Raw genomic sequence first — 18,027 nt, forward strand, 5'->3', positions numbered from 1 at the left:
TAAATAGGTAAAAAATTAATTAAAAAACATTATTTAAAATAAATAATACTCAAAATTTATCATATTATATTATTTTATATTTAATTATTTATTAAATTTGGTTCAAACTAACCCCATAAAAATCAATCAGATATGAGAAAACACTACTTATTTATTTTATTGTGTGTATTCACACTGTTTATCAACTGCTCCGGAGGAGATGATTCTGCAACACCTTCCGAAAACGTTGGACCAACTGCTATAAAGACAGGAAAACTTACCGGTAAAGTGATGTCACAAAATGGCACTAAACCTATTGGAGGTGCTTCAGTTTTTACATTTGACGACCAGTATAAAATTTATTATACCACTTCAGATGCCAACGGTAACTTTACATTGGATGCTCCGGCTGGAAATCGGACTATCCATATTCAGACGGGTAATGGTAGTAATTTCCGTACGGAAATTTCCGCAACTGTAAAAGATCATGAAACCTTAAATCTCGATGTCAGCCAAACCAAGCTCAATCAGGTTGCAAAAATAGCTTATGTAAAGGGAACGTATGATAAAATTGAGGATATCATTCAGACTTTAGGCTATAATGCCACCGAAATTACTAATGCCGATCTTGCCAACTTAACTGCTATTGCACAATATGACATTATATTTCTCAACTGTGGTTCAAGAAATAATTACTCTTCAAATCCGGGACTTTATACTGTAATTGATGCTAATCTAGCCACTTTTGTTGCTAATGGCGGGAGTATCTATGCTTCGGATTGGGATGTTTCCTATCTGGTAGGTGGGACAAGCAATACGAGTAACTGTTCAATGACCGGAGGGTTTGTTCCTGATACCAAGTTATGTTCTAAAAACATCGGAAGCACAGGTACCCTGGATGCTACGGTAAACAATGCGGGACTTACAACGGCTTTAGGATTTAATACACTTAATATCAACTATGATTTAGGGGCATGGCAAAAAATAATTAATTACGACCCTACTTACTGGGAAGTGTTGGTTAAAGAAACCTCATCAAATGATGCCCTGATGATCAGAACCAATCATTTCACTGCAACAGGCATTCCTACCACTCCAATAGGAAACGCTCCCAATTCAACATTTGTAACGGTTTGTATTACTTTACCAGGCAACATTCAGATCAGTATTTCAGTTCCTCAGGTACTGGTTCCTTATTTGGTAGCGTTAGGGGCCACAGTAGGGCCTTGCTCGGGATCTTCAACCAGTGGGTATATTTATTATACCACTTTCCATAATCATGCTTCAGGAAACATTGGCAACGCAGGTGTAATTCTGCAATATGTAATCTTAAACTTATAGAAAATTCTCAACTTATATGAAAAGGTGGCTTTTTTAAGGCCACTTTTTTTATATTGCATTATATTTTTAAAGAATGGATACTACATTAATTAATACTCTTTGTCTTATTTTACTTGTCCTGGGTATACTGGGCACCTTTCTCCCGGTTCTGCCTGGACTGCTACTCAGCCTTTGCGGATTGTTGATTTACAAATTCGGTACAGATGCGGATCTACCGATGTTGTATATCTGGGTTTTCGGGATTCTTACCGCAGCTTCTGCTGTTCTAAATTATGTGATCCCGGCCAGAACCAATAAAAAATATGGCGGCACAAAATGGGGAAGCATCGGTTCAGTAGTCGGAACTATTGCAGGTATGTTTATTCCCATCCCTTTAGGATTTCTGATCGGTATGTTTGCAGGAGTATTTATTGGAGAACTTCTTCACGACAGTAAGGACATGGATAAAGCCCTGAAATCCACAAAAGGAGCCTTTATTGGATTCATATACGGTACGGGATTCGGTTTTGTGGTAGGTGTGGCAATGTTTTTGGTAGTAATATTGAATATGCTTGATTATATTTAAAAAAGAAATACCATGATATACAAAACCATTGTACTCAGTTTAGGAATGCTTGTGCTTACCAATTGTAATGCACAAAAGGGGTCTAAGCCATCCGCAGCAACTAACACAAAAGAAAAAACAATGAATAAGGAAGGAGACATTATTTACTTCAATGAGGGAGAAAACAGATTCCTCAAAGAATATCAGATGAATGTTACTTTTACCAATATTTCCGAAGACAGCCGTTGTCCGGAAGGCGTTAATTGCATTTGGGCAGGTGTCGCGGTGGCCAATGTACTGGTTATGGGGACTACAACGAGACCTGTAACGTTAACATTAGCCACAATGGATAATCCGGGAAGAAACTATGTACAATCTGCAGAATTTAATGGATATACCATCTCATTAAAAGATGTTACCCCCTATCCGACTGCACAAGAAGGAACAAAAGGACTTCCGGGAAAATACAAAATTGGAATTACCATCAAAAAAACAGGCGAAAAAACTACCACGAAATAGGTTTCTTCCCTTTTGAGATAAGATATTCATTAATTTTTGAGAAAGGCTTGCTTCCAAAAAACCCCCTGTATACGGAAAAAGGTGAAGGATGCGCCGATTTCAAAATAAAGTGCTTGGCCGGATCAATAAGTTCGGCTTTTTTTTGTGCAAAAGCTCCCCAAAGCACAAAGACTACATTTTCTTTTTTATCTGAAATCTCCTTAATGATAAAGTCTGTAAATTTTTCCCATCCCAAATCTTTATGGGAATTGGGAGAATGAGCACGTACTGTTAATGTTGCATTTAGCAACAGTACTCCCTGTTTTCCCCAATCATCCAGCTCTTTAGAAGTCCTTACTACTCCAAGGTCATCTTTCAATTCAATAAAAATGTTCTTTAGAGAAGGTGGAGCCGCCACCTGCTCTGAAACAGAAAAGCACAATCCGTTAGCCTGATAATCATTATGATAAGGGTCCTGGCCAATAATCACCACTTCAATATCATCAAAAGGTGTAATTTCCAGTGCCCTGAAAATTTGATTTTTCGGGGGAAATACTTTGGTGGTTGCATATTCTTGTTTTACCTTCTCCCAAAGGTTTTTAAAATATTCAGTACTTTTTATAGGTGCTAAAACTTCTGTCCAGGTCATTGTTTCAATTCAATAATTTGAAAATGGGTTAATTTATTGATTAAATGCCTATTGGCTAATTACTCCGCTACAGGTCAATTATTTCTTTAAGCTAAAAATAATTCCCTCAGGAAAATCTTCATCTTTTTTATCCTGTTCTAAAACAAAATTATATTTTAAAAGCAGGGTTTTTGAACTATTATTATCTTGATGGGTAGTAGCTATAATCTCCTGCAAATTTAATTCATTAAAACCAAAATGTAAAACAGCATCCAATGCTTCAGACATAATTCCCTGTCTGTGATAGTCCGGCAAGAGCTCATAGCCTACTTCTGCTATCTTTCTGTCTTCAGAAAAATTCCACAAACATATCGTTCCGATAAGGTTGGGTTGATCTTTATATGAAATACCCAGATATACAGTTTCGTTATTTTGGGTATTTCTTTTTATCGTTAAAATAAAATCCAGTGCATCATAATTCGTTTTTGGTGAATTACGCAAGATGTATCTGTTGATTTCTTCATTGCTACGGATCCTAAGAATGTCTTCAACATCGGTTTCTTCAATATTTCTTAAAATCAAACGATTGGTTTCTATTCTCATATTTCAAATGTACTAAAACATTCATTTAAAAAAGATCAGGACCATAAAATTTTCAAAATATCTCATTTTCAAATTATCATCTCATCAAATTCACAATTTCTCACTAAATTTGCATTGTGTATATAAATAAAGAAGATTTAGACGAATTAGAATTTCCGCAATTGCTCGCGGAAATTTCTCCTTTTGCGTATTCTCCGAAAACGAGAGAAAAAATTCTTCAACTTCGTCCTATGGAAATCGACGAAGCAGAGCTTTCTTTGAAAAAAACTTCGGAATATCTTTCAAGTTTTGAAAGTTCAAATGCTATCCCATTTGATGAATATGAAGATATTGAAGCGGAACTGAAATTAATGCTGATTGAGAACTATCGACTGGAAAACAGCGCATTCATCAAGATAAAAACACTCACGGAACAAATCGGAAAGCTACAAAAGTTCTTTCCCACCATGCCGGATACTTTTCCCAATCTTCTGGAAAATGTTTCAGTTCTTGAATTTAAAAAAGAGATCATTGATAAGGTTGATAAAGTCTTCAACCGTTTTGGAGAGGTAAAAAGCGAAGCTTCACCCGTTCTAAAAACATTACGGACAGAAATTCAGCATGCCAAAAAAGCAATTCAGGAAAATTTCAACCGGGCCTTGTTCAATTATGGGCAAAGTGATTTTCTGGATGACATCCGTGAGAGTATTATAGAGGACCAAAGAGTTTTAGCAGTAAAATCTGCGTATAAAAAAAGGGTTTCCGGAAGAGTCTTGGGACTTTCAAAAACCGGATCCATTACCTATATACAGCCGGACAGCGTAGTCAGCCACTATTTTAAATTGAAGGAAGCTGAAGAGGAGGAAAAGAAAGAAATTGATAAGATCCTGAGGAAACTTACAGCTGAATTAGCCGAATTTCAACCTCAGCTCTGGAGGTATCAAAAATACATTTTTGATCTTGATTTAACGAGGGCAAAAGCCAAATTTGCAGAATTAATCCATGGAGTACTGCCTAAAATCAACCGCCATAAAACCCTGAGATTAAGAGAAGCTTTTCATCCATTGTTATGGCTAAGGAATAAAGCAGAGAACAAAACGATCCACCCACAAACATTGAGTCTGACGGAACATAACAGGATCATCTGTATCTCCGGTCCCAATGCAGGGGGAAAATCAATAACCTTAAAAACGGTAGGATTACTACAGCTGATGATCCAAAGTGGAATCCTCGTTCCCACTCACCCGAAATCCGAAATGTTTTTCTTTGACAAAATCATGACTGATATTGGAGACAATCAGTCTATAGAAAACCATCTTTCGACATATTCTTCGAGATTAAAGAAAATGTCCGGAATCATCAGGGAATCAGACGCCAATACGCTCCTGTTAATTGATGAGTTTGGAACAGGTTCCGATCCGGAACTGGGAGGTGCCCTGGCAGAAAGTTTCCTTGAATTTTTCTACGACAAAAAAAGTTTCGCGATTATCACCACACACTATACCAATATCAAACTGGTGATAGAACAACTCCCTAATGCTGAAAATGCGGCGATGCTATTCAATGAAGAAACTCTGGAACCGATGTACAAACTGGAGGTAGGCCAGGCAGGAAGTTCCTTTACTTTTGAAGTTGCCGAAAAGAATAAAATTCCCAGATTCATTATCCATTCTGCAAAGAAAAAGGTAGAACACGATATTGTAAACCTTGATAAAACCATTGTTAAGCTACAGCAGGAAAAATTTGAAGTTGAAAAGCTTAAAACAGATCTGGCTGAAAGAAAGGAATCGGTAGAAGATAAACGGGATAACCTTCAAAAGCTGAATGAACAACTTCAGCAAAAATTATTCAATTTTCAAAAGCTGTATGAAGAAGAACATCGGAAGCTTCAGTTCGGGAACAAAATCGAATCTTTTATCGAAAGCTACGTTAAGGGAAAATCCAGGAAGGATGTGGTAAAAGATTTCGTGAAGATTTTAGAACAGGAAAAATTCAGAAAAATAGGTGCTGATAAAGATGAAACCAAACGTCTTCAGATTGTAAAAAGAAAGATCACCCAGCAGCTGAAAAAAGAAGAGGTTATTGAAAAAATCGCAGAAACCAACGAAAAAATAGAGGAAAAACGCAAAACCGATCGTGAGATCTGGATGAAAGTGGGACAACGGGTGCGTATTACAGGAAGTACCAGTGTCGGCACGATTGAAAAAATTTCAAGAAATAAAGTGATTGTCAATTATGGAACCTTTAAAACAACCATTGATGCCGATGAGCTTGAAAGAATTTAAAAATTGATTTAATAATAAATGAGAGTGCTTTTAGCACTCTCTTATTCTTTACTCTTTACTCTTTACTCTTCCTTCTTCCCAAAAATTTCGCCTTACCGAATTTCTATCCTCCTCCAACCTAACAGAATAAATTCCTTTTGTAAAACTTTCTTTAGCAAATAAAGAAGATTTAGGAAGCTATAATTATGTTCCGAAATGCTTTTAATTTATATATTTGAAGTATCAAAAATTTTTCATGATGATTTCCGTAAACAAAGCATTCTATTTATCTGCCTTCAGTTTATTTTCATTAGCCTTCCTAAAAGGGCAGCAAAAAATTCCTTTTGGAGTTGTAAAAGCAGAAGAAGGCTATGCCAATGTACGGGTGGCAAAGGATAATTACAGAAAAATTGTAGACAAAATCAGAATGCGTAAAGGGGATGTTTTTCTTTATGTAAAACCGGCTCCCGGAGAAACAGAATGGCTATGGATCAAATATCCCGATAAGCAGGATACTGAAAAGCCTTTTGTGAGATATGAAAATCTTGATAAGGAAGGTATGGTGAATAAAGACCGTGTAGCCTTTATTGATCAGTTGCCTCAATACACACCTTCCAAATCCAAAAACGGAAGATCCCTCATTTTCACAGATAATAACAACCCCAAAATACCTACCGCTCAAAGGAGTAAAGTAATCATCGATATTTATCCTTCTAATGCCAGCTACCGTAAACAGGAAAAAGATACGGATGGAACGATATTAACCATTGATAAAGTTAAACCCTGGGGAATAAGCAAAGAACTTCCGGAAGGGATGACCGAAATCAAATCGATCCGGGTACAGCAGGTGGGGCGTGGCTCTGTCTTTGTGAGAGAAGCCATCAAAAATATGTTCCAGCCTACTATGGATTTCAATAACATCAGTGTAGCTGCTATTGATAATGATAATATTTTCCTTTATATGGTGAACGGATCAGGTGAAAACAGGTATACCACACTCTGGACAATCAAACAGGGCCGGGTGGCTCATCAGATTATTTTTAAAAATCCGGAATAATTCACCTTACTTCTCTGTATTATCCTTATTTTTGCACCTGAAAAAGTCTTACCACTTATTCATCACAGGAATGGGTTCTGCCTAACGCAGATTAAAAGGGAATCGTGTGAAAATCACGAGCTGTCGCGCAACTGTAAGTAACAAAAGTCTTTATGTAGGATCCACTGTGCCATGCATGGGAAGGGATTAAAGATGTTACAAGTCAGGAGACCTGCCTTTTCTTTGAACAAGAAACTTTCGCGGCCTGAAGTTTATTGATCTGATGGATGTTTTCAGGAATATACTAATTCCTAGATTATTCTGTTTATTTCAATAATTTCATCCCGCTTTAATTTAATAATGAAATATGACTACAGAAGAAAGAATTCAAGCATCTGAAACCAGAATCTTTAAAGCGGTTTTCCCCAACACAACCAATCATTACGATACCCTTTTTGGTGGTACAGCGATGCAATTGATGGATGAAGTGGCATTTATTACCGCTACCCGCTTTGCAAGAAAACGAGTGGTAACTGTAAGCAGCGACAAAATTGATTTTAAAAAGCCTATTCCTGCAGGAACTATTGTAGAATTGATAGGAACAGTTTCCCATGTCGGGACTACCAGTATGAAGGTAAACGTAGAAATTTATACAGAACAGATGTATTCGTATGAAAGAGAAAGAGCTATTGTTGGAGATTTCACTTTCGTAGCTATAGACGAATTTAAAAAGCCTGTACAGATACTATAATCAGAAAAAAACGCAAGCCTTCGGCTTGCGTTTTATTTATCTTAAAACTTTTTCTGTTTCTAAACTTTTACTAAGTAAAAACTGGAATGCTTCTCCCATTTCATCAGAAGCCCGGCTGATGGCATTTTCCAGCATATTCCTGATCTGGCTTTCTGTTACCTTAGCTTCTGTCCAGCTTTTTCCTGAAGTATGCGAATTCAGGATAAACGGCATGATCCTGTCTATTGCACAGGCAAAAATAGCATCAGGGGTCTGTTCTTCTTCAAATTCCAGCCACAAATTAAAGAATTCCGAACGCAAAGGTTCATCAAGAATCCCGAAAATTTTCTGGGCAGACAATTTTTCTCTTTCAAATTTGCCCACCATGGCTTTTTCGTCAAATAAAAATGTATCTCCAGCTTCTATTTCTACCAGATCGTGGATAGAAAGCATCCGTATCACCCTTAACAGATCGATATCAGCCCTGTTTTTAGCATAGGGGAAAAGTACCTGTGCTAAAATAATGATCTGCCATGAGTGTTCAGCAGTATTTTCTCTTCTTGAATCATCGGCATTATAATTCCTTCTCTGTACATTTTTTAATGCATCTACAGCAAGAATAAAATCAATTTCCTTTTGTATTTTCATGTTTCCTATTCTTTATAATATTCTTTGATTGGATATCTCTTTGTTTTTATGATCCATTTATTTTTAATCTTTTCGCGTCGGGTTACTTTTACAGATTCATCATTCATGGCATCTTCTTCCAGTTCAAAGACCTTATCAAGTCCTTTTCCGGGCAGCACTCTGTATTCTGTGGTTAAATGCCAGCAACAACCGGATTTAGAAAATGTTATGAGTCTTTTCCTTTTTGGATCTGTCTGAAACATTCCCAGATTTTCGCGGGCAAGATCAGTTAATTCCTCACTGATCACGAATTGCTTTCTTGTCGTATTATAGACATATACGTCATAGGAAGGACCACCATAGCTGCTTTCATTACCATTTCGGATAGCAATATCTTCAAAACCGTCAAAGTTAAAATCTTTAAATATCAGCGGGCTCTGTTCATCATAAAGCTGAATAACATTAACACTAGGTTGTTGATCCTTACCAAGGTAAAAATAAAGATCATCAGAAGTGAACTCCTGTAAAGTCCGCGAGGTCCTTTTATCTTTCAGTATAATTGTACCATTTCCACTACATTTATCAGCATCACAATCCTGAACAGTGATCTCCGCATTATACAATAAGGATCCATCTTTAATTTCAAAATGCTGCTGACCGGAGCAAAAAGATCCTAAAATAATAAAGATGATCAAGATTACAGAACTATTCAAAATTAACTTTTTTGCTCAGTATACAGATGACTGAAAATTTCCATAACAAAAATAAGAATAGCGTTAAGAATGACCATCATTTATCTTCTATTTTAATTGATTTTAGTTTTCTTAAAAAAATAGATAAAATTTATTTAATTGAAAATCAGTTAATTAAATAAAAGTAAATAAAAATTCCACTACTTTGTATTGCATAATACCATTTTAATTACATATCTTTGTAATGTAAAATAAGAATAGGTTCAACTAGCTAGGAACCGGATTCTAAATATAACTAATTAAAACCTTATTAAGATGAATACTGAAAATACCAAAGCGCAAATGCGAAAAGGGATTCTGGAATTCTGTATTTTAAGTCTTATCAATCATCGTGAAATGTATGTTTCCGACCTTATAGATGAACTAAAAAAAGGAAAACTGGATGTAGTAGAAGGCACACTCTACCCTCTTTTAACAAGATTAAAAAATGGTGAGTTTCTCTCTTACAGATGGGAAGAATCAACAGGAGGCCCACCGAGAAAATACTACCAGATTACAGAAAAAGGAAAGTTGTTTTTAGGTGAACTTCTCAATACCTGGAACGAATTAACAGATTCAGTAAACCAAATCACTCAAAAAAATTAAAAAACAAAGCTATGAACAAGACACTCTCAATAGGACTCGCAGGTTTTTCTTTTACAATAGAGGAACACGCATACATAAAGCTAAGCGATTACCTTAATGCACTAAGAAGCTCTCTGGATGCTTCAGAAGCAGATGAGGTAATGCATGACATAGAAATAAGAATGGTTGAAATCTTCAGAGATTCATTAGGAAAAAGAGAAGTTATCAACGATACTGATGTAGAAGGAGTAATTGCACAAATCGGAACACCGGAAAAAATCGAAGAACAGGAAGAAGCATATTATTCAGAGAAAAACTCTAAAAGAACAAGCCACTCAGGCGCAGAATATTCAGACAAAAGACAATTATTCCGTGATCCTGAAAGACAAAAGATCGCCGGTGTGTGTGCAGGTCTGGCCCATTATGTAGGAATGGATATTACTGCCATGAGAGCAATCTGGCTTGGAGTATTTATCCTGGGAATATTTACAGCTGCTATATCCTCTTCACTTATTGCATTACTTTATATTATTCTGTGGATCGTACTTCCCAAAGCAGAAACTGCTGCAGATTTTTTGAAAATGAAGGGAAAGCCTATGAACTTCGACAATCTTAAAAATGAATCGAATAAGCTGGTACAATTTGCCAACGAATCTACTCAGAGAGTCGGAGAAATATACATCGAAAACAAACCTTACATTAATAATGCAGGAAGCGGGATATGGAACGTAGTGAGATATGTTCTTGGAGGAATCTTCGCACTGATCTCTTTTTCTTGTCTGATCGGAGTATTTGTAGTCTTCGGATTTATGGGAACTAATGATTTCCCTCCTATTAACGAAATGAATTTCTATTTCGACAATGACGGAATGAAGTATACCATTATGGCCATGATCATTTTAGGAAGTTTAATTCCTGCCCTGTTATTTGCCTTATTAAGTATCAAATTAATTTCGCCTAAAACAAAATTAAGAAATACGGGTTGGGTTTTGGGAGCATTATTCCTTGGATTGATCGCATTATCTACTTATTTTGGAGTGAGTATGGCAAGAAAAGACATGTTTCTAAAAGGCCACAAAGAAGACACCGAAGAGGTATCTATCAATACAACATCAGATAGTGTTTATGTAGACCTTAAACAAATTGTTATTCCACAAAACTTCCTTGGATATGACGATGACCTTTACTCAGATAAAGTAAACGTTTTCAAAAAGAACTGGATCCATGTTGACGTAACAAGAAAAGCCGATATAAAAACCCCTTACTTAATCATTAAAAAAGAAGCAAGAGGATATAATATCCCGTTAAACGTAAGTGTTCCTGTAGAAGTTGTAAATAACAAGGTGATACTTCCTAATTACATCAAATATCCATATGAACATCGTTTCAGAGATTACAGTATAGAATATGAGCTTGTAGTTCCACAGAATGTAGTGGTACTTCCAATCAAAAAAGACGGAATTAATTTCGACGGGGACCTGAACGGTGACGGAATAGATGACGATGATGAAAATTCTGATGATGATCAGGCAAATATCAGAATCGAGAAAAATAAGATCTCCGTTAATGGTTCTACTATAGAGTACAACTCCAATGATAAGGATAGCATCATTATCAACGGAAAAAAAGTTCCAAACTCTAAAGCAGAAAAGATAATGGATTCCGTAAAGTCTGACATCAAGAAAAAAGGTAAAGTAGACATCCAGATCAAGGATGGAAAAGACGAAATTTCCATAAAAACCAAATAATAAACTGCAGAGAGTGGCAGAAGGTGTGAATGGAAGACAACAGTTTGAAATTCACACTCTTCTTCTTTCAAAAGTGACAAAAAATATTATTTATTAGTTCTTTATGTTAAAAAATTGTCATACCTTCGTATAGTTATTTAATTCATAACCAAATCAATTAAAAAAACCTCAACCATGGTACAAGTAGCATTAGAAATTATAATGAAAATCGTAGATTTAATCAGCGGTTTATTTTAAGAGCGATAATATTTCAATATATTTGTAAAGTATAACCTTTTGGTTATACTTTTTCTGTTTTAATACGAAATCTATGAAAAAACTAATCGGCAAAATAATGTTGAAACTGATGGGTTGGAAAGTCGTGCTTCAGGGCGACGTCAACAGCCTTAACAGGTGTATTCTTGTAGTAGCACCTCATACCCATAACATGGAATACATTTTAGGGAATTTTGCTTATTGGTCTTTGGAAAAGCCATTGAAGATAATCATTAAAGATGCTCATACCAAAGGATGGTATGGCGGAATCGTGAAAGGTCTGGGAGGAATTGGTATCGACAGAAGTCAGAAAAATGATCTTGTTAATTTTGTTGCCAAGCAATTTGCAAAGGAAGATTTCAGTTTGGTTATTACTCCCGAGGGAACCAGAAGTTGGGTTCCGAAATGGAGAAAAGGTTTTTACCATATGGCTTTAGCTGCAAAAGTTCCTATTGTTCTGGCTGCCGGGGATTTTAAAAGGAAGATTATTTATCTCGGATATACGATCCCTTATGAAAGAATTGCTTCGGCTCCTTTTTCAGAAATTATGGATGAGATCCAGAATTATTATATAAAAATGATATTGTCCCGAAAGTTCCTGCCAACTGGAATCCCAATATCATGGGAACAGAAAATGGAGCACAATCATAAAATAATTACCGCTATATGAAAGATATGACCAAAGAGGAGTTATTGAACTTTCTTAACAACTGGGGTGAAGAAACCTTAGCAAAAGCACTTGAAATAAAATTTATCGATATTGATCAGGAAAACGAAGTCCTTACGGCAACAATGCCGGTTTTACCCAGAGTACATCAGCCATTTGGAATTCTCCACGGCGGAGCAAGTTGTGTATTAGCGGAAACGTTGGGTTCAAGCCTGTCCAATATTTTTATCGATGGTGAGAAATACTATGGTGTCGGTACCAACATCAACTCCAACCACTTAAGAAGCAAAAAAGATGGAATTATTACCGGCACGGCACGTTTCATAAGAAAAGGAAAAACAATGCATGTTTCTGAAATTGAGATCCGTGACGAAAAAGGACAACTCATCAACCACACCACAATGACCAATAACATCATCAACCGGTAATTTCATTACTAATAAAAATACAAAGGCTCAAGTATATTTGAGTCTTTTTTATGATATAGCGCAAGAATTTCAAAAAACAATCCAATTGATTTTGACGTTTCTAAGACTAACAATACCTTTGCATAACGGAAAAGCAGCTTAACATTTTTATTTTTCCTAGGCATTTTTCTAAAAGCAGCAGACTCATGATTTACTTCAAATTTCCTTTCAACGAAAAGCTATATACCACCAATAAAGAATCTTTAAAGAATTCAGTAACCGTTTATCCATTTCATAACTCAGGCCATCTCCGTTTCAAAGGTGATATCATCGAAGTCAAAGCAGAAGATTTTCATAATCGTACAATCACAGAATTTTCTTTACCCCGCGATCCCGATGGTTATACCGGCGAAACTAAAGATGAGTATCTGGATAAACTGGACAAAGTCATTAAAGTAATCAGAGAAAACAATCTCCCAAAAATTGTTCTTTCGAGAAGAAAAATTATTAAAAACTTTTCTGAAATCAATGTAAAAGAAAGTTTTAAAAATCTATGCAATGCTTATCCCAATGCTTTCAGATATGTTTTTGTGAATGGAGATAATTCCTGGATGGGAGCTTTTTCAGAGGTATTAGGAAAGTTTGATAAAACTACCCATACTTTTGAAACGATGAGTCTGGCAGGCACACTACCGGTGTCTGAAACCTGGTCCGAAAAGAAATTGAGGAACAAAAACCGGTTTCAAACTATATTCAGGATATTTTTGAGAAGTATGCCATATTGGGTCATATAGAAAGATCTGCAACATATGATCATATTTCAGGAAATATTAAACATCTCAGAACGGATTTTAAAGCAAAGATCAAACCTGAAGATGTAGACCATATCATTAAAGAGCTGCATCCTACTCCTGCCGTTTGTGGAATCCCTAAAGACTTCTGCAGGGAAAAGATCGAAGAATATGAAAAATTCCCCCGTGAATTTTATGCCGGGTATATCAAAATCGAGACTGAAGAAACCATACAGTATTTTGTGAATTTAAGATGTGCAAAACTTTATAGTAACTCAGTGCATTTATTTGTAGGGGGTGGAATTACGGCACAAAGCAATCCTGAAAAAGAATGGCAGGAAACAGAATTAAAATCTGAAGCTGTTTTAAAAAATCTGATGATTTCTTAAATCCGAACCTTCACACAAATAAGAATATGGCGCTCTTTGTTGTTGCTTATAACAAGAACAACAGTTCGTATAAAACCAAGACGAAAGCCACCCTATCCTGAAGGCTACTACCAGATACTTTTCTTTAGGACCTACCCATAAATCCTATGTTGATCAAGGGTTAAAAACGAATACATTAAGTAATCGCTTACTAAGAGATCAAAAGTTTTTGAAAATTAAATAAATTATTGTGTAATTGCTAGGTTAAATTAAAAACTAATATTCAATTATATGATTTATTGGAAATTTTCCTAATAAAACATCTACAAACAACAATATAAACATTTGATAATCAACAAATAAAATACGATTCATTTATTTTTTTGTAATTTTGCATAAAACAAATGAATGAAAAAATCTATCTATTATCATAGGAGGAAGATCCCTGATGCTCTTATTTCATTAATATCCTTCCTCACTTTCGCAAATTTTACTGAAATTCAAAAAATGTAGTTCAAACTATATCCATAACTGATTGAACTAACATATGTACTTAAGATAAGGCTTTGCTATTATCCTGAGATCTGATGTGACTAATAAAACAAAAAAACAAAATGATGTTAAAAAGAAGTAATAAAATTACAAAAGCTATTGTATTTCTAATGATCGTATTATTAGCTGGTTATGCAATACAGTATTCACCTTTAATTTTAAAGCCCATATTTACTTTAGTAAATCAGGAAAAATAGGCTTCAGCACAATCCATAAAATATAGGAAATAAAAAACCACTTTCGAATTTTATTGAAAGTGGTTTTTATATTTATTTAAAAAAGATTATTTCTTTACTCCTATCTTACTCCAGGTATTCAATACGAAAAGTAAAATGAGACCGATCACCGCGGAAGCAATTGAAAAAACAAACTTTAGGTTATCTTCAGATAAAACTTCTGACTGCCAGTCCAACGCGTAAAGATTAATTGCGATGAAAACGATAAATAGTATTAAAAATACTTTATAAAACTTCTGCATAATTCTTAAAAATTAAAATAGTTTTGCACCAATTGGGCAAAGTTAGCGGTAAATAATTTAATTGAAATAGCTAAAAGGATAATACCGAAAACTTTCTGTAGAACAGCTAATGTAGCTTCTCCCATTTTCTTCTCCAGCCACTTAGCTGATTTCAGCACCAAATATACGAAAATTGTATTGAGAATTATTCCACAGATAATATTAATATCATGAAATTCAGCTCTCAAGGATAAAGTCGTCGTTAATGTTCCTGCTCCTGCAACAAGAGGAAAAGCGATAGGAACAATAGATGCTGACTTGGCCTCCGTTGTTTTATTGATTTCAATTCCCAAGATCATTTCTATAGCAATAATGAAAATGACAAATGCCCCGGCAATGGCAAAGGAATTAACATCCACTCCAATGAATTTGAGGATTTTATTTCCTACAAATAAAAAAACCATCATGATAATCCCTGCTGTAATTGATGCCCTTCCCGCTTCAATCTGTCCGAATTTCTGTTGAAGACTTACAACAATAGGAACCGACCCGATAATATCAATAACAGCAAAAAGAACCATAAAACAGGTTAGAACTTCTTTCAAAGAAAACTGATCAAAAATTTCCATCTTTCGTATTTAATAATTTCGCAAAAATATGAAAAATAAATAACTATTTGCTAATCTTTGAATACAAATTAACAATAGCGATCAACAGCTCATCCATTCCTTCTGATGATTTCACAGGAGAGAACTTTTCTATCTGGATCTTTTGTGATAAAGTTCTGTATTCTTCAGCAACAGCCACCCCTTTATAGCTTTCAAGGAAACTCACAAAATCTTTTGAAGAGCCCTGGAAATACTCTTTCCTTACTTCTGCATCCAGTTCATCAACCGTCTGAAAGAATTTCTGGTAATCCTCACTGTCTTTAAGATTTTCCAGATAACTGAAATAATCATTAACATCAGTTTTAAGCCTTTGTCGTATCTCCTTTTCTGTTTCCGCTACAGATCCCAGAGGTTTTACAGCTACAGTTTCTTTAATCAATTTACGCTTTTTTTGCCAAGTCTTGAATAACAGATATAGAACAAACAAAGTAAGAAGAATAGCAATGTTCGTTAAAAGAATATTCCAGTGAAACTTATTCTTTTCTTTAACTTTAAACGTTGTCGTCTTAAGAACTGGTGTATTTACCGTTTCTAAAAGACTGTTTGTGTACTCATTTACTCTTTCAACCGTAGATCGGGCTTCCATGATCTGGTCATGGGAGAAAGCGTTTACCGATAATGTTTCCTGTCCCAGGTCTACATATTCTTTACTTGTCGGATTAAAGAATGCAAACTGTTCCGTTTTAATTGAGATGGGTCCTGCTTTCTTAGGAATAACAACATAATTTGCCAGAATTTCACCTTTAATCCCTGCTAATCCGGGAACTACCTTAGTTGTAATCTTAGGCTTAAAAACTTCATAGTCCGGAGATTCCGCAATCGTAGGTAAACTCATATCCGTTAAATTCCCTTCTCCTGAAACCTTTATGATCACATTCAACGGTTTTTTAACTTCAACTTTTTCTTTAGTCGCATTAAAAACACTCACGTTAAAGTTTCCTACTGCATTTTTAAAGCATTCCGGTGAGCCTTCAGGCAATCTTTTTACATTAAGTTTTACTTTATTGGAAAGTATTTTATTTTTATTGGCATAGCTGCTTAATGAGGCTGAAACAGAAGGAACTTCCACATATCCTGCTTCATTAGGGAATATCATAAACATGGCTAAAACCTGTGAAGCCATATTTCCATAGTCAGAAGGATCAATTTCAGATCTGTTGAAATTAATTGCGTGAACATTGATGTTTCCCTGGTTGGGAAGACGAATATTTTTTACCCTTCTGAAATTATCAATATTTCTGGAATAAACCTTTAATACAGCAATGGTGGGCTGATCCTGATATACTTCCCTGTCTTCAATTTCCATATTAAGATATACATCATTTGAAGCGCTGGCTACGGACTTTTTCTCCACATCCCTTACAAAAATATCGAACGGTTCGGTTTTATAGATTTTATTGTTGATGGTAACCAGTACGGAACCGATTTTTACTTTCCCTTTTTGTTTAGGCTCCAAAGCTACCCGGGTCACGTATTGTGTAATAACCGTATTGGTTTCGGGATCCATATAGCCACTGCTAACAGATCCGCTCCCAACCATATTGAATTTGGATAAGTCGGGTAAACGCAGTGGAGTCTGCTGGTTATATTCACTCCCGTTCAATTCAAGAACGATGGTGAGATTTACAATATCCTTGCTGCTATAATCCGTTTTATCAGGAGTTACGGAAATATTAACCTGTCCGTAAGAAATTACGGAAGTCAATAGAAGTATTATGTAAATCAGTTTATGTTGCATCACCAATCTTTCTCGTTGCTTTCGGGCATCGAATAAGAATCTTTATTTAAAATTCTTCTGGCGGTTTCTTTTTCTTTTTCGCTTACTTTATTTAATATTGCGTTTTCAAGATTTTTGGGCATTTTGCCTTCATTATTCTTCTTCTGGTCAGGGTTATTTCCCTGCTGGCTTTCTCCCTGATTTTGCTGGCCTTTACCTTGGTCTTGCTTTTGATCTTTTGGATTACCTTTCTGATCATCATTTTGTTGTTGGTCTTTGCCGCCACCGCCTTTTCCAGATTTATTCTGTTGATTCTTCTTTTCCTGGCTTTCTTTTTCCTTCAACTTCGCAATTTCATAATTTTTTCGAGTAGCTTCGTTATAGGGGTCCTGTTTTAAGGATTGCTTATACAATTCTGCTGCCTTATCCGGCTGGTTTGTCTGCATATAAGTGTTCCCTAAATTATAAAGAGCCGCTGCTTTATCCGGCAGGGTTTGAGAGAGCTTTTGTGCTTTTTCAAATTCAACCCTTGCCTCTTCATATTTTTTACTTTTATACAACGCATTGCCTAAATTATAATGGGCCGTAAAATCTTTATCATTGGATTTTATAGCCTCCATGTATTTAGAAGATGCTCCATCATAATTTTTACCGTTGAATTTCTGATTGCCCTCATACACCAATGTTCTGTAATTTTCCTGAGCAAACAGGGAATTTGATGTGAGAAAAGCAATTATAAACGATAAAAAAATGATTTTAGTATTCATCATATGCAAAATTATTCCTTTATATGTTAATAAACAGGCTTTTATTTGTTAAAATTCGGTTAAAGTATCTTTTAAAAATACTGGA

At 35.4% G+C, this 18,027-nt stretch carries 17 protein-coding genes, 2 pseudogenes and 1 riboswitch; of the genes and pseudogenes, 11 read left to right on the top strand and 8 right to left on the bottom strand.

Annotated features, from left to right (window positions below):
- The first annotated feature begins 132 nt into the window (after positions 1-132).
- The 3 genes from MTQ00_RS09640 (at position 133) to MTQ00_RS09650 (ending at position 2,383) form a co-directional block, all read left to right on the top strand.
- Positions 133-1,320, top strand: a complete 1,188-nt coding sequence (locus MTQ00_RS09640; RefSeq protein ID WP_273648633.1) for a carboxypeptidase-like regulatory domain-containing protein — start codon at positions 133-135, stop codon at positions 1,318-1,320.
- 73 nt (positions 1,321-1,393) lie between these two features.
- Positions 1,394-1,885, top strand: coding sequence for a DUF456 domain-containing protein (locus MTQ00_RS09645; protein WP_273648634.1), 492 nt, complete (start codon positions 1,394-1,396; stop codon positions 1,883-1,885).
- A 12-nt stretch (positions 1,886-1,897) separates the two neighbouring features.
- On the top strand, positions 1,898-2,383 hold the full coding sequence (locus MTQ00_RS09650; RefSeq protein WP_172279511.1) for a hypothetical protein: 486 nt from the start codon (positions 1,898-1,900) through the stop codon (positions 2,381-2,383).
- Here the strand turns inward: MTQ00_RS09650 and MTQ00_RS09655 are convergent.
- Together MTQ00_RS09655 and MTQ00_RS09660 are read right to left on the bottom strand one after the other, a co-directional pair.
- Complete coding sequence (locus MTQ00_RS09655; RefSeq protein ID WP_172279513.1) at positions 2,370-3,011, bottom strand: uracil-DNA glycosylase; 642 nt, start codon at positions 3,009-3,011, stop codon at positions 2,370-2,372. The two genes, MTQ00_RS09650 and MTQ00_RS09655, sit on opposite strands and share 14 nt — an antisense overlap.
- 78 nt (positions 3,012-3,089) lie before the next feature.
- The gene (locus MTQ00_RS09660) at positions 3,090-3,593 is read right to left on the bottom strand and encodes a GNAT family N-acetyltransferase (RefSeq protein WP_273648635.1); all 504 of its coding nucleotides are present in this window, start codon (positions 3,591-3,593) and stop codon (positions 3,090-3,092) included.
- Positions 3,594-3,709: 116 nt separating this feature from the next.
- Here MTQ00_RS09660 and MTQ00_RS09665 point away from each other — a divergent pair, with 116 nt between their 5' ends.
- The 3 genes from MTQ00_RS09665 to MTQ00_RS09675 all read left to right on the top strand — a co-directional run bounded on the left by MTQ00_RS09665 (position 3,710) and on the right by MTQ00_RS09675 (position 7,623).
- Positions 3,710-5,857: an endonuclease MutS2 gene (locus MTQ00_RS09665; RefSeq protein WP_273648637.1), complete on the top strand. Its 2,148-nt coding sequence runs from the start codon at positions 3,710-3,712 to the stop codon at positions 5,855-5,857.
- A gap of 235 nt (positions 5,858-6,092) precedes the next feature.
- Positions 6,093-6,893, top strand: coding sequence for a hypothetical protein (locus tag MTQ00_RS09670; RefSeq protein WP_273648638.1), 801 nt, complete (start codon positions 6,093-6,095; stop codon positions 6,891-6,893).
- A gap of 55 nt (positions 6,894-6,948) precedes the next feature.
- A riboswitch (cobalamin riboswitch) is annotated at positions 6,949-7,126 on the top strand.
- 113 nt (positions 7,127-7,239) lie between these two features.
- Positions 7,240-7,623: an acyl-CoA thioesterase gene (locus tag MTQ00_RS09675; RefSeq protein WP_089027276.1), complete on the top strand. Its 384-nt coding sequence runs from the start codon at positions 7,240-7,242 to the stop codon at positions 7,621-7,623.
- A gap of 36 nt (positions 7,624-7,659) precedes the next feature.
- Here the strand turns inward: MTQ00_RS09675 and MTQ00_RS09680 are convergent, their stop codons facing one another.
- Positions 7,660-8,250: an HD domain-containing protein gene (locus tag MTQ00_RS09680; RefSeq protein WP_273648639.1), complete on the bottom strand. Its 591-nt coding sequence runs from the start codon at positions 8,248-8,250 to the stop codon at positions 7,660-7,662.
- A 5-nt stretch (positions 8,251-8,255) separates the two neighbouring features.
- Positions 8,256-8,942 carry an FG-GAP repeat protein gene (locus MTQ00_RS09685; protein WP_273648642.1) on the bottom strand — a complete coding sequence of 229 codons (687 nt, stop codon included), beginning with the start codon at positions 8,940-8,942 and terminating at the stop codon, positions 8,256-8,258.
- A 294-nt stretch (positions 8,943-9,236) separates the two neighbouring features.
- Here MTQ00_RS09685 and MTQ00_RS09690 point away from each other — a divergent pair, with 294 nt between their 5' ends.
- From MTQ00_RS09690 to MTQ00_RS09710, 5 genes and pseudogenes are all read left to right on the top strand, one after another.
- The gene (locus MTQ00_RS09690; RefSeq protein WP_089027279.1) at positions 9,237-9,566 is read left to right on the top strand and encodes a PadR family transcriptional regulator; all 330 of its coding nucleotides are present in this window, start codon (positions 9,237-9,239) and stop codon (positions 9,564-9,566) included.
- A gap of 11 nt (positions 9,567-9,577) precedes the next feature.
- Positions 9,578-11,293 carry a PspC domain-containing protein gene (locus MTQ00_RS09695; protein WP_273648644.1) on the top strand — a complete coding sequence of 572 codons (1,716 nt, stop codon included), beginning with the start codon at positions 9,578-9,580 and terminating at the stop codon, positions 11,291-11,293.
- A 310-nt stretch (positions 11,294-11,603) separates the two neighbouring features.
- Positions 11,604-12,199 (top strand): annotated as a pseudogene (locus tag MTQ00_RS09700) (1-acyl-sn-glycerol-3-phosphate acyltransferase).
- A gap of 15 nt (positions 12,200-12,214) precedes the next feature.
- Entirely contained in the window at positions 12,215-12,643 is a 429-nt protein-coding gene (locus MTQ00_RS09705; RefSeq protein WP_172279531.1) for a PaaI family thioesterase, read from the top strand.
- Between the two features lie 185 nt (positions 12,644-12,828).
- Positions 12,829-13,802: pseudogene (locus tag MTQ00_RS09710) on the top strand (chorismate-binding protein).
- An 814-nt stretch (positions 13,803-14,616) separates the two neighbouring features.
- Here the strand turns inward: MTQ00_RS09710 and MTQ00_RS09715 are convergent.
- From MTQ00_RS09715 to MTQ00_RS09730, 4 genes are read right to left on the bottom strand one after another with little or no spacing between them, the layout of a single operon-like run.
- Entirely contained in the window at positions 14,617-14,811 is a 195-nt protein-coding gene (locus tag MTQ00_RS09715; RefSeq protein ID WP_172279535.1) for a hypothetical protein, read from the bottom strand.
- 5 nt (positions 14,812-14,816) lie between these two features.
- Positions 14,817-15,419, bottom strand: a complete 603-nt coding sequence (locus tag MTQ00_RS09720; protein ID WP_172279537.1) for a MarC family protein — start codon at positions 15,417-15,419, stop codon at positions 14,817-14,819.
- Positions 15,420-15,462: 43 nt separating this feature from the next.
- Positions 15,463-17,196: a BatD family protein gene (locus tag MTQ00_RS09725; protein WP_172279539.1), complete on the bottom strand. Its 1,734-nt coding sequence runs from the start codon at positions 17,194-17,196 to the stop codon at positions 15,463-15,465.
- Positions 17,196-17,945 carry a tetratricopeptide repeat protein gene (locus MTQ00_RS09730; RefSeq protein ID WP_228456973.1) on the bottom strand — a complete coding sequence of 250 codons (750 nt, stop codon included), beginning with the start codon at positions 17,943-17,945 and terminating at the stop codon, positions 17,196-17,198. The genes MTQ00_RS09725 and MTQ00_RS09730 overlap by 1 nt, the downstream gene beginning before the upstream one ends.
- Positions 17,946-18,027: the final 82 nt, after the last annotated feature.

Origin of the sequence: Chryseobacterium sp. B21-037, from assembly GCF_028570785.1 — a bacterium.
Classification (GTDB): domain Bacteria; phylum Bacteroidota; class Bacteroidia; order Flavobacteriales; family Weeksellaceae; genus Chryseobacterium; species Chryseobacterium proteolyticum.

What these genes read in the sequence shown, in the direction of transcription:
- MTQ00_RS09640 (WP_273648633.1), top strand. Translation starts at nt 133, where the DNA reads ATGAGAAAACACTACTTATTTATTTTATTGTGTGTATTCACACTGTTT.
- MTQ00_RS09645 (WP_273648634.1), top strand. Translation starts at nt 1,394, where the DNA reads ATGGATACTACATTAATTAATACTCTTTGTCTTATTTTACTTGTCCTG.
- MTQ00_RS09650 (WP_172279511.1), top strand. Translation starts at nt 1,898, where the DNA reads ATGATATACAAAACCATTGTACTCAGTTTAGGAATGCTTGTGCTTACC.
- MTQ00_RS09655 (WP_172279513.1), bottom strand. Translation starts at nt 3,011, where the DNA reads ATGACCTGGACAGAAGTTTTAGCACCTATAAAAAGTACTGAATATTTT.
- MTQ00_RS09660 (WP_273648635.1), bottom strand. Translation starts at nt 3,593, where the DNA reads ATGAGAATAGAAACCAATCGTTTGATTTTAAGAAATATTGAAGAAACC.
- MTQ00_RS09670 (WP_273648638.1), top strand. Translation starts at nt 6,093, where the DNA reads ATGATGATTTCCGTAAACAAAGCATTCTATTTATCTGCCTTCAGTTTA.
- MTQ00_RS09675 (WP_089027276.1), top strand. Translation starts at nt 7,240, where the DNA reads ATGACTACAGAAGAAAGAATTCAAGCATCTGAAACCAGAATCTTTAAA.
- MTQ00_RS09680 (WP_273648639.1), bottom strand. Translation starts at nt 8,250, where the DNA reads ATGAAAATACAAAAGGAAATTGATTTTATTCTTGCTGTAGATGCATTA.
- MTQ00_RS09690 (WP_089027279.1), top strand. Translation starts at nt 9,237, where the DNA reads ATGAATACTGAAAATACCAAAGCGCAAATGCGAAAAGGGATTCTGGAA.
- MTQ00_RS09695 (WP_273648644.1), top strand. Translation starts at nt 9,578, where the DNA reads ATGAACAAGACACTCTCAATAGGACTCGCAGGTTTTTCTTTTACAATA.
- MTQ00_RS09705 (WP_172279531.1), top strand. Translation starts at nt 12,215, where the DNA reads ATGAAAGATATGACCAAAGAGGAGTTATTGAACTTTCTTAACAACTGG.
- MTQ00_RS09715 (WP_172279535.1), bottom strand. Translation starts at nt 14,811, where the DNA reads ATGCAGAAGTTTTATAAAGTATTTTTAATACTATTTATCGTTTTCATC.
- MTQ00_RS09720 (WP_172279537.1), bottom strand. Translation starts at nt 15,419, where the DNA reads ATGGAAATTTTTGATCAGTTTTCTTTGAAAGAAGTTCTAACCTGTTTT.
- MTQ00_RS09725 (WP_172279539.1), bottom strand. Translation starts at nt 17,196, where the DNA reads ATGCAACATAAACTGATTTACATAATACTTCTATTGACTTCCGTAATT.
- MTQ00_RS09730 (WP_228456973.1), bottom strand. Translation starts at nt 17,945, where the DNA reads ATGATGAATACTAAAATCATTTTTTTATCGTTTATAATTGCTTTTCTC.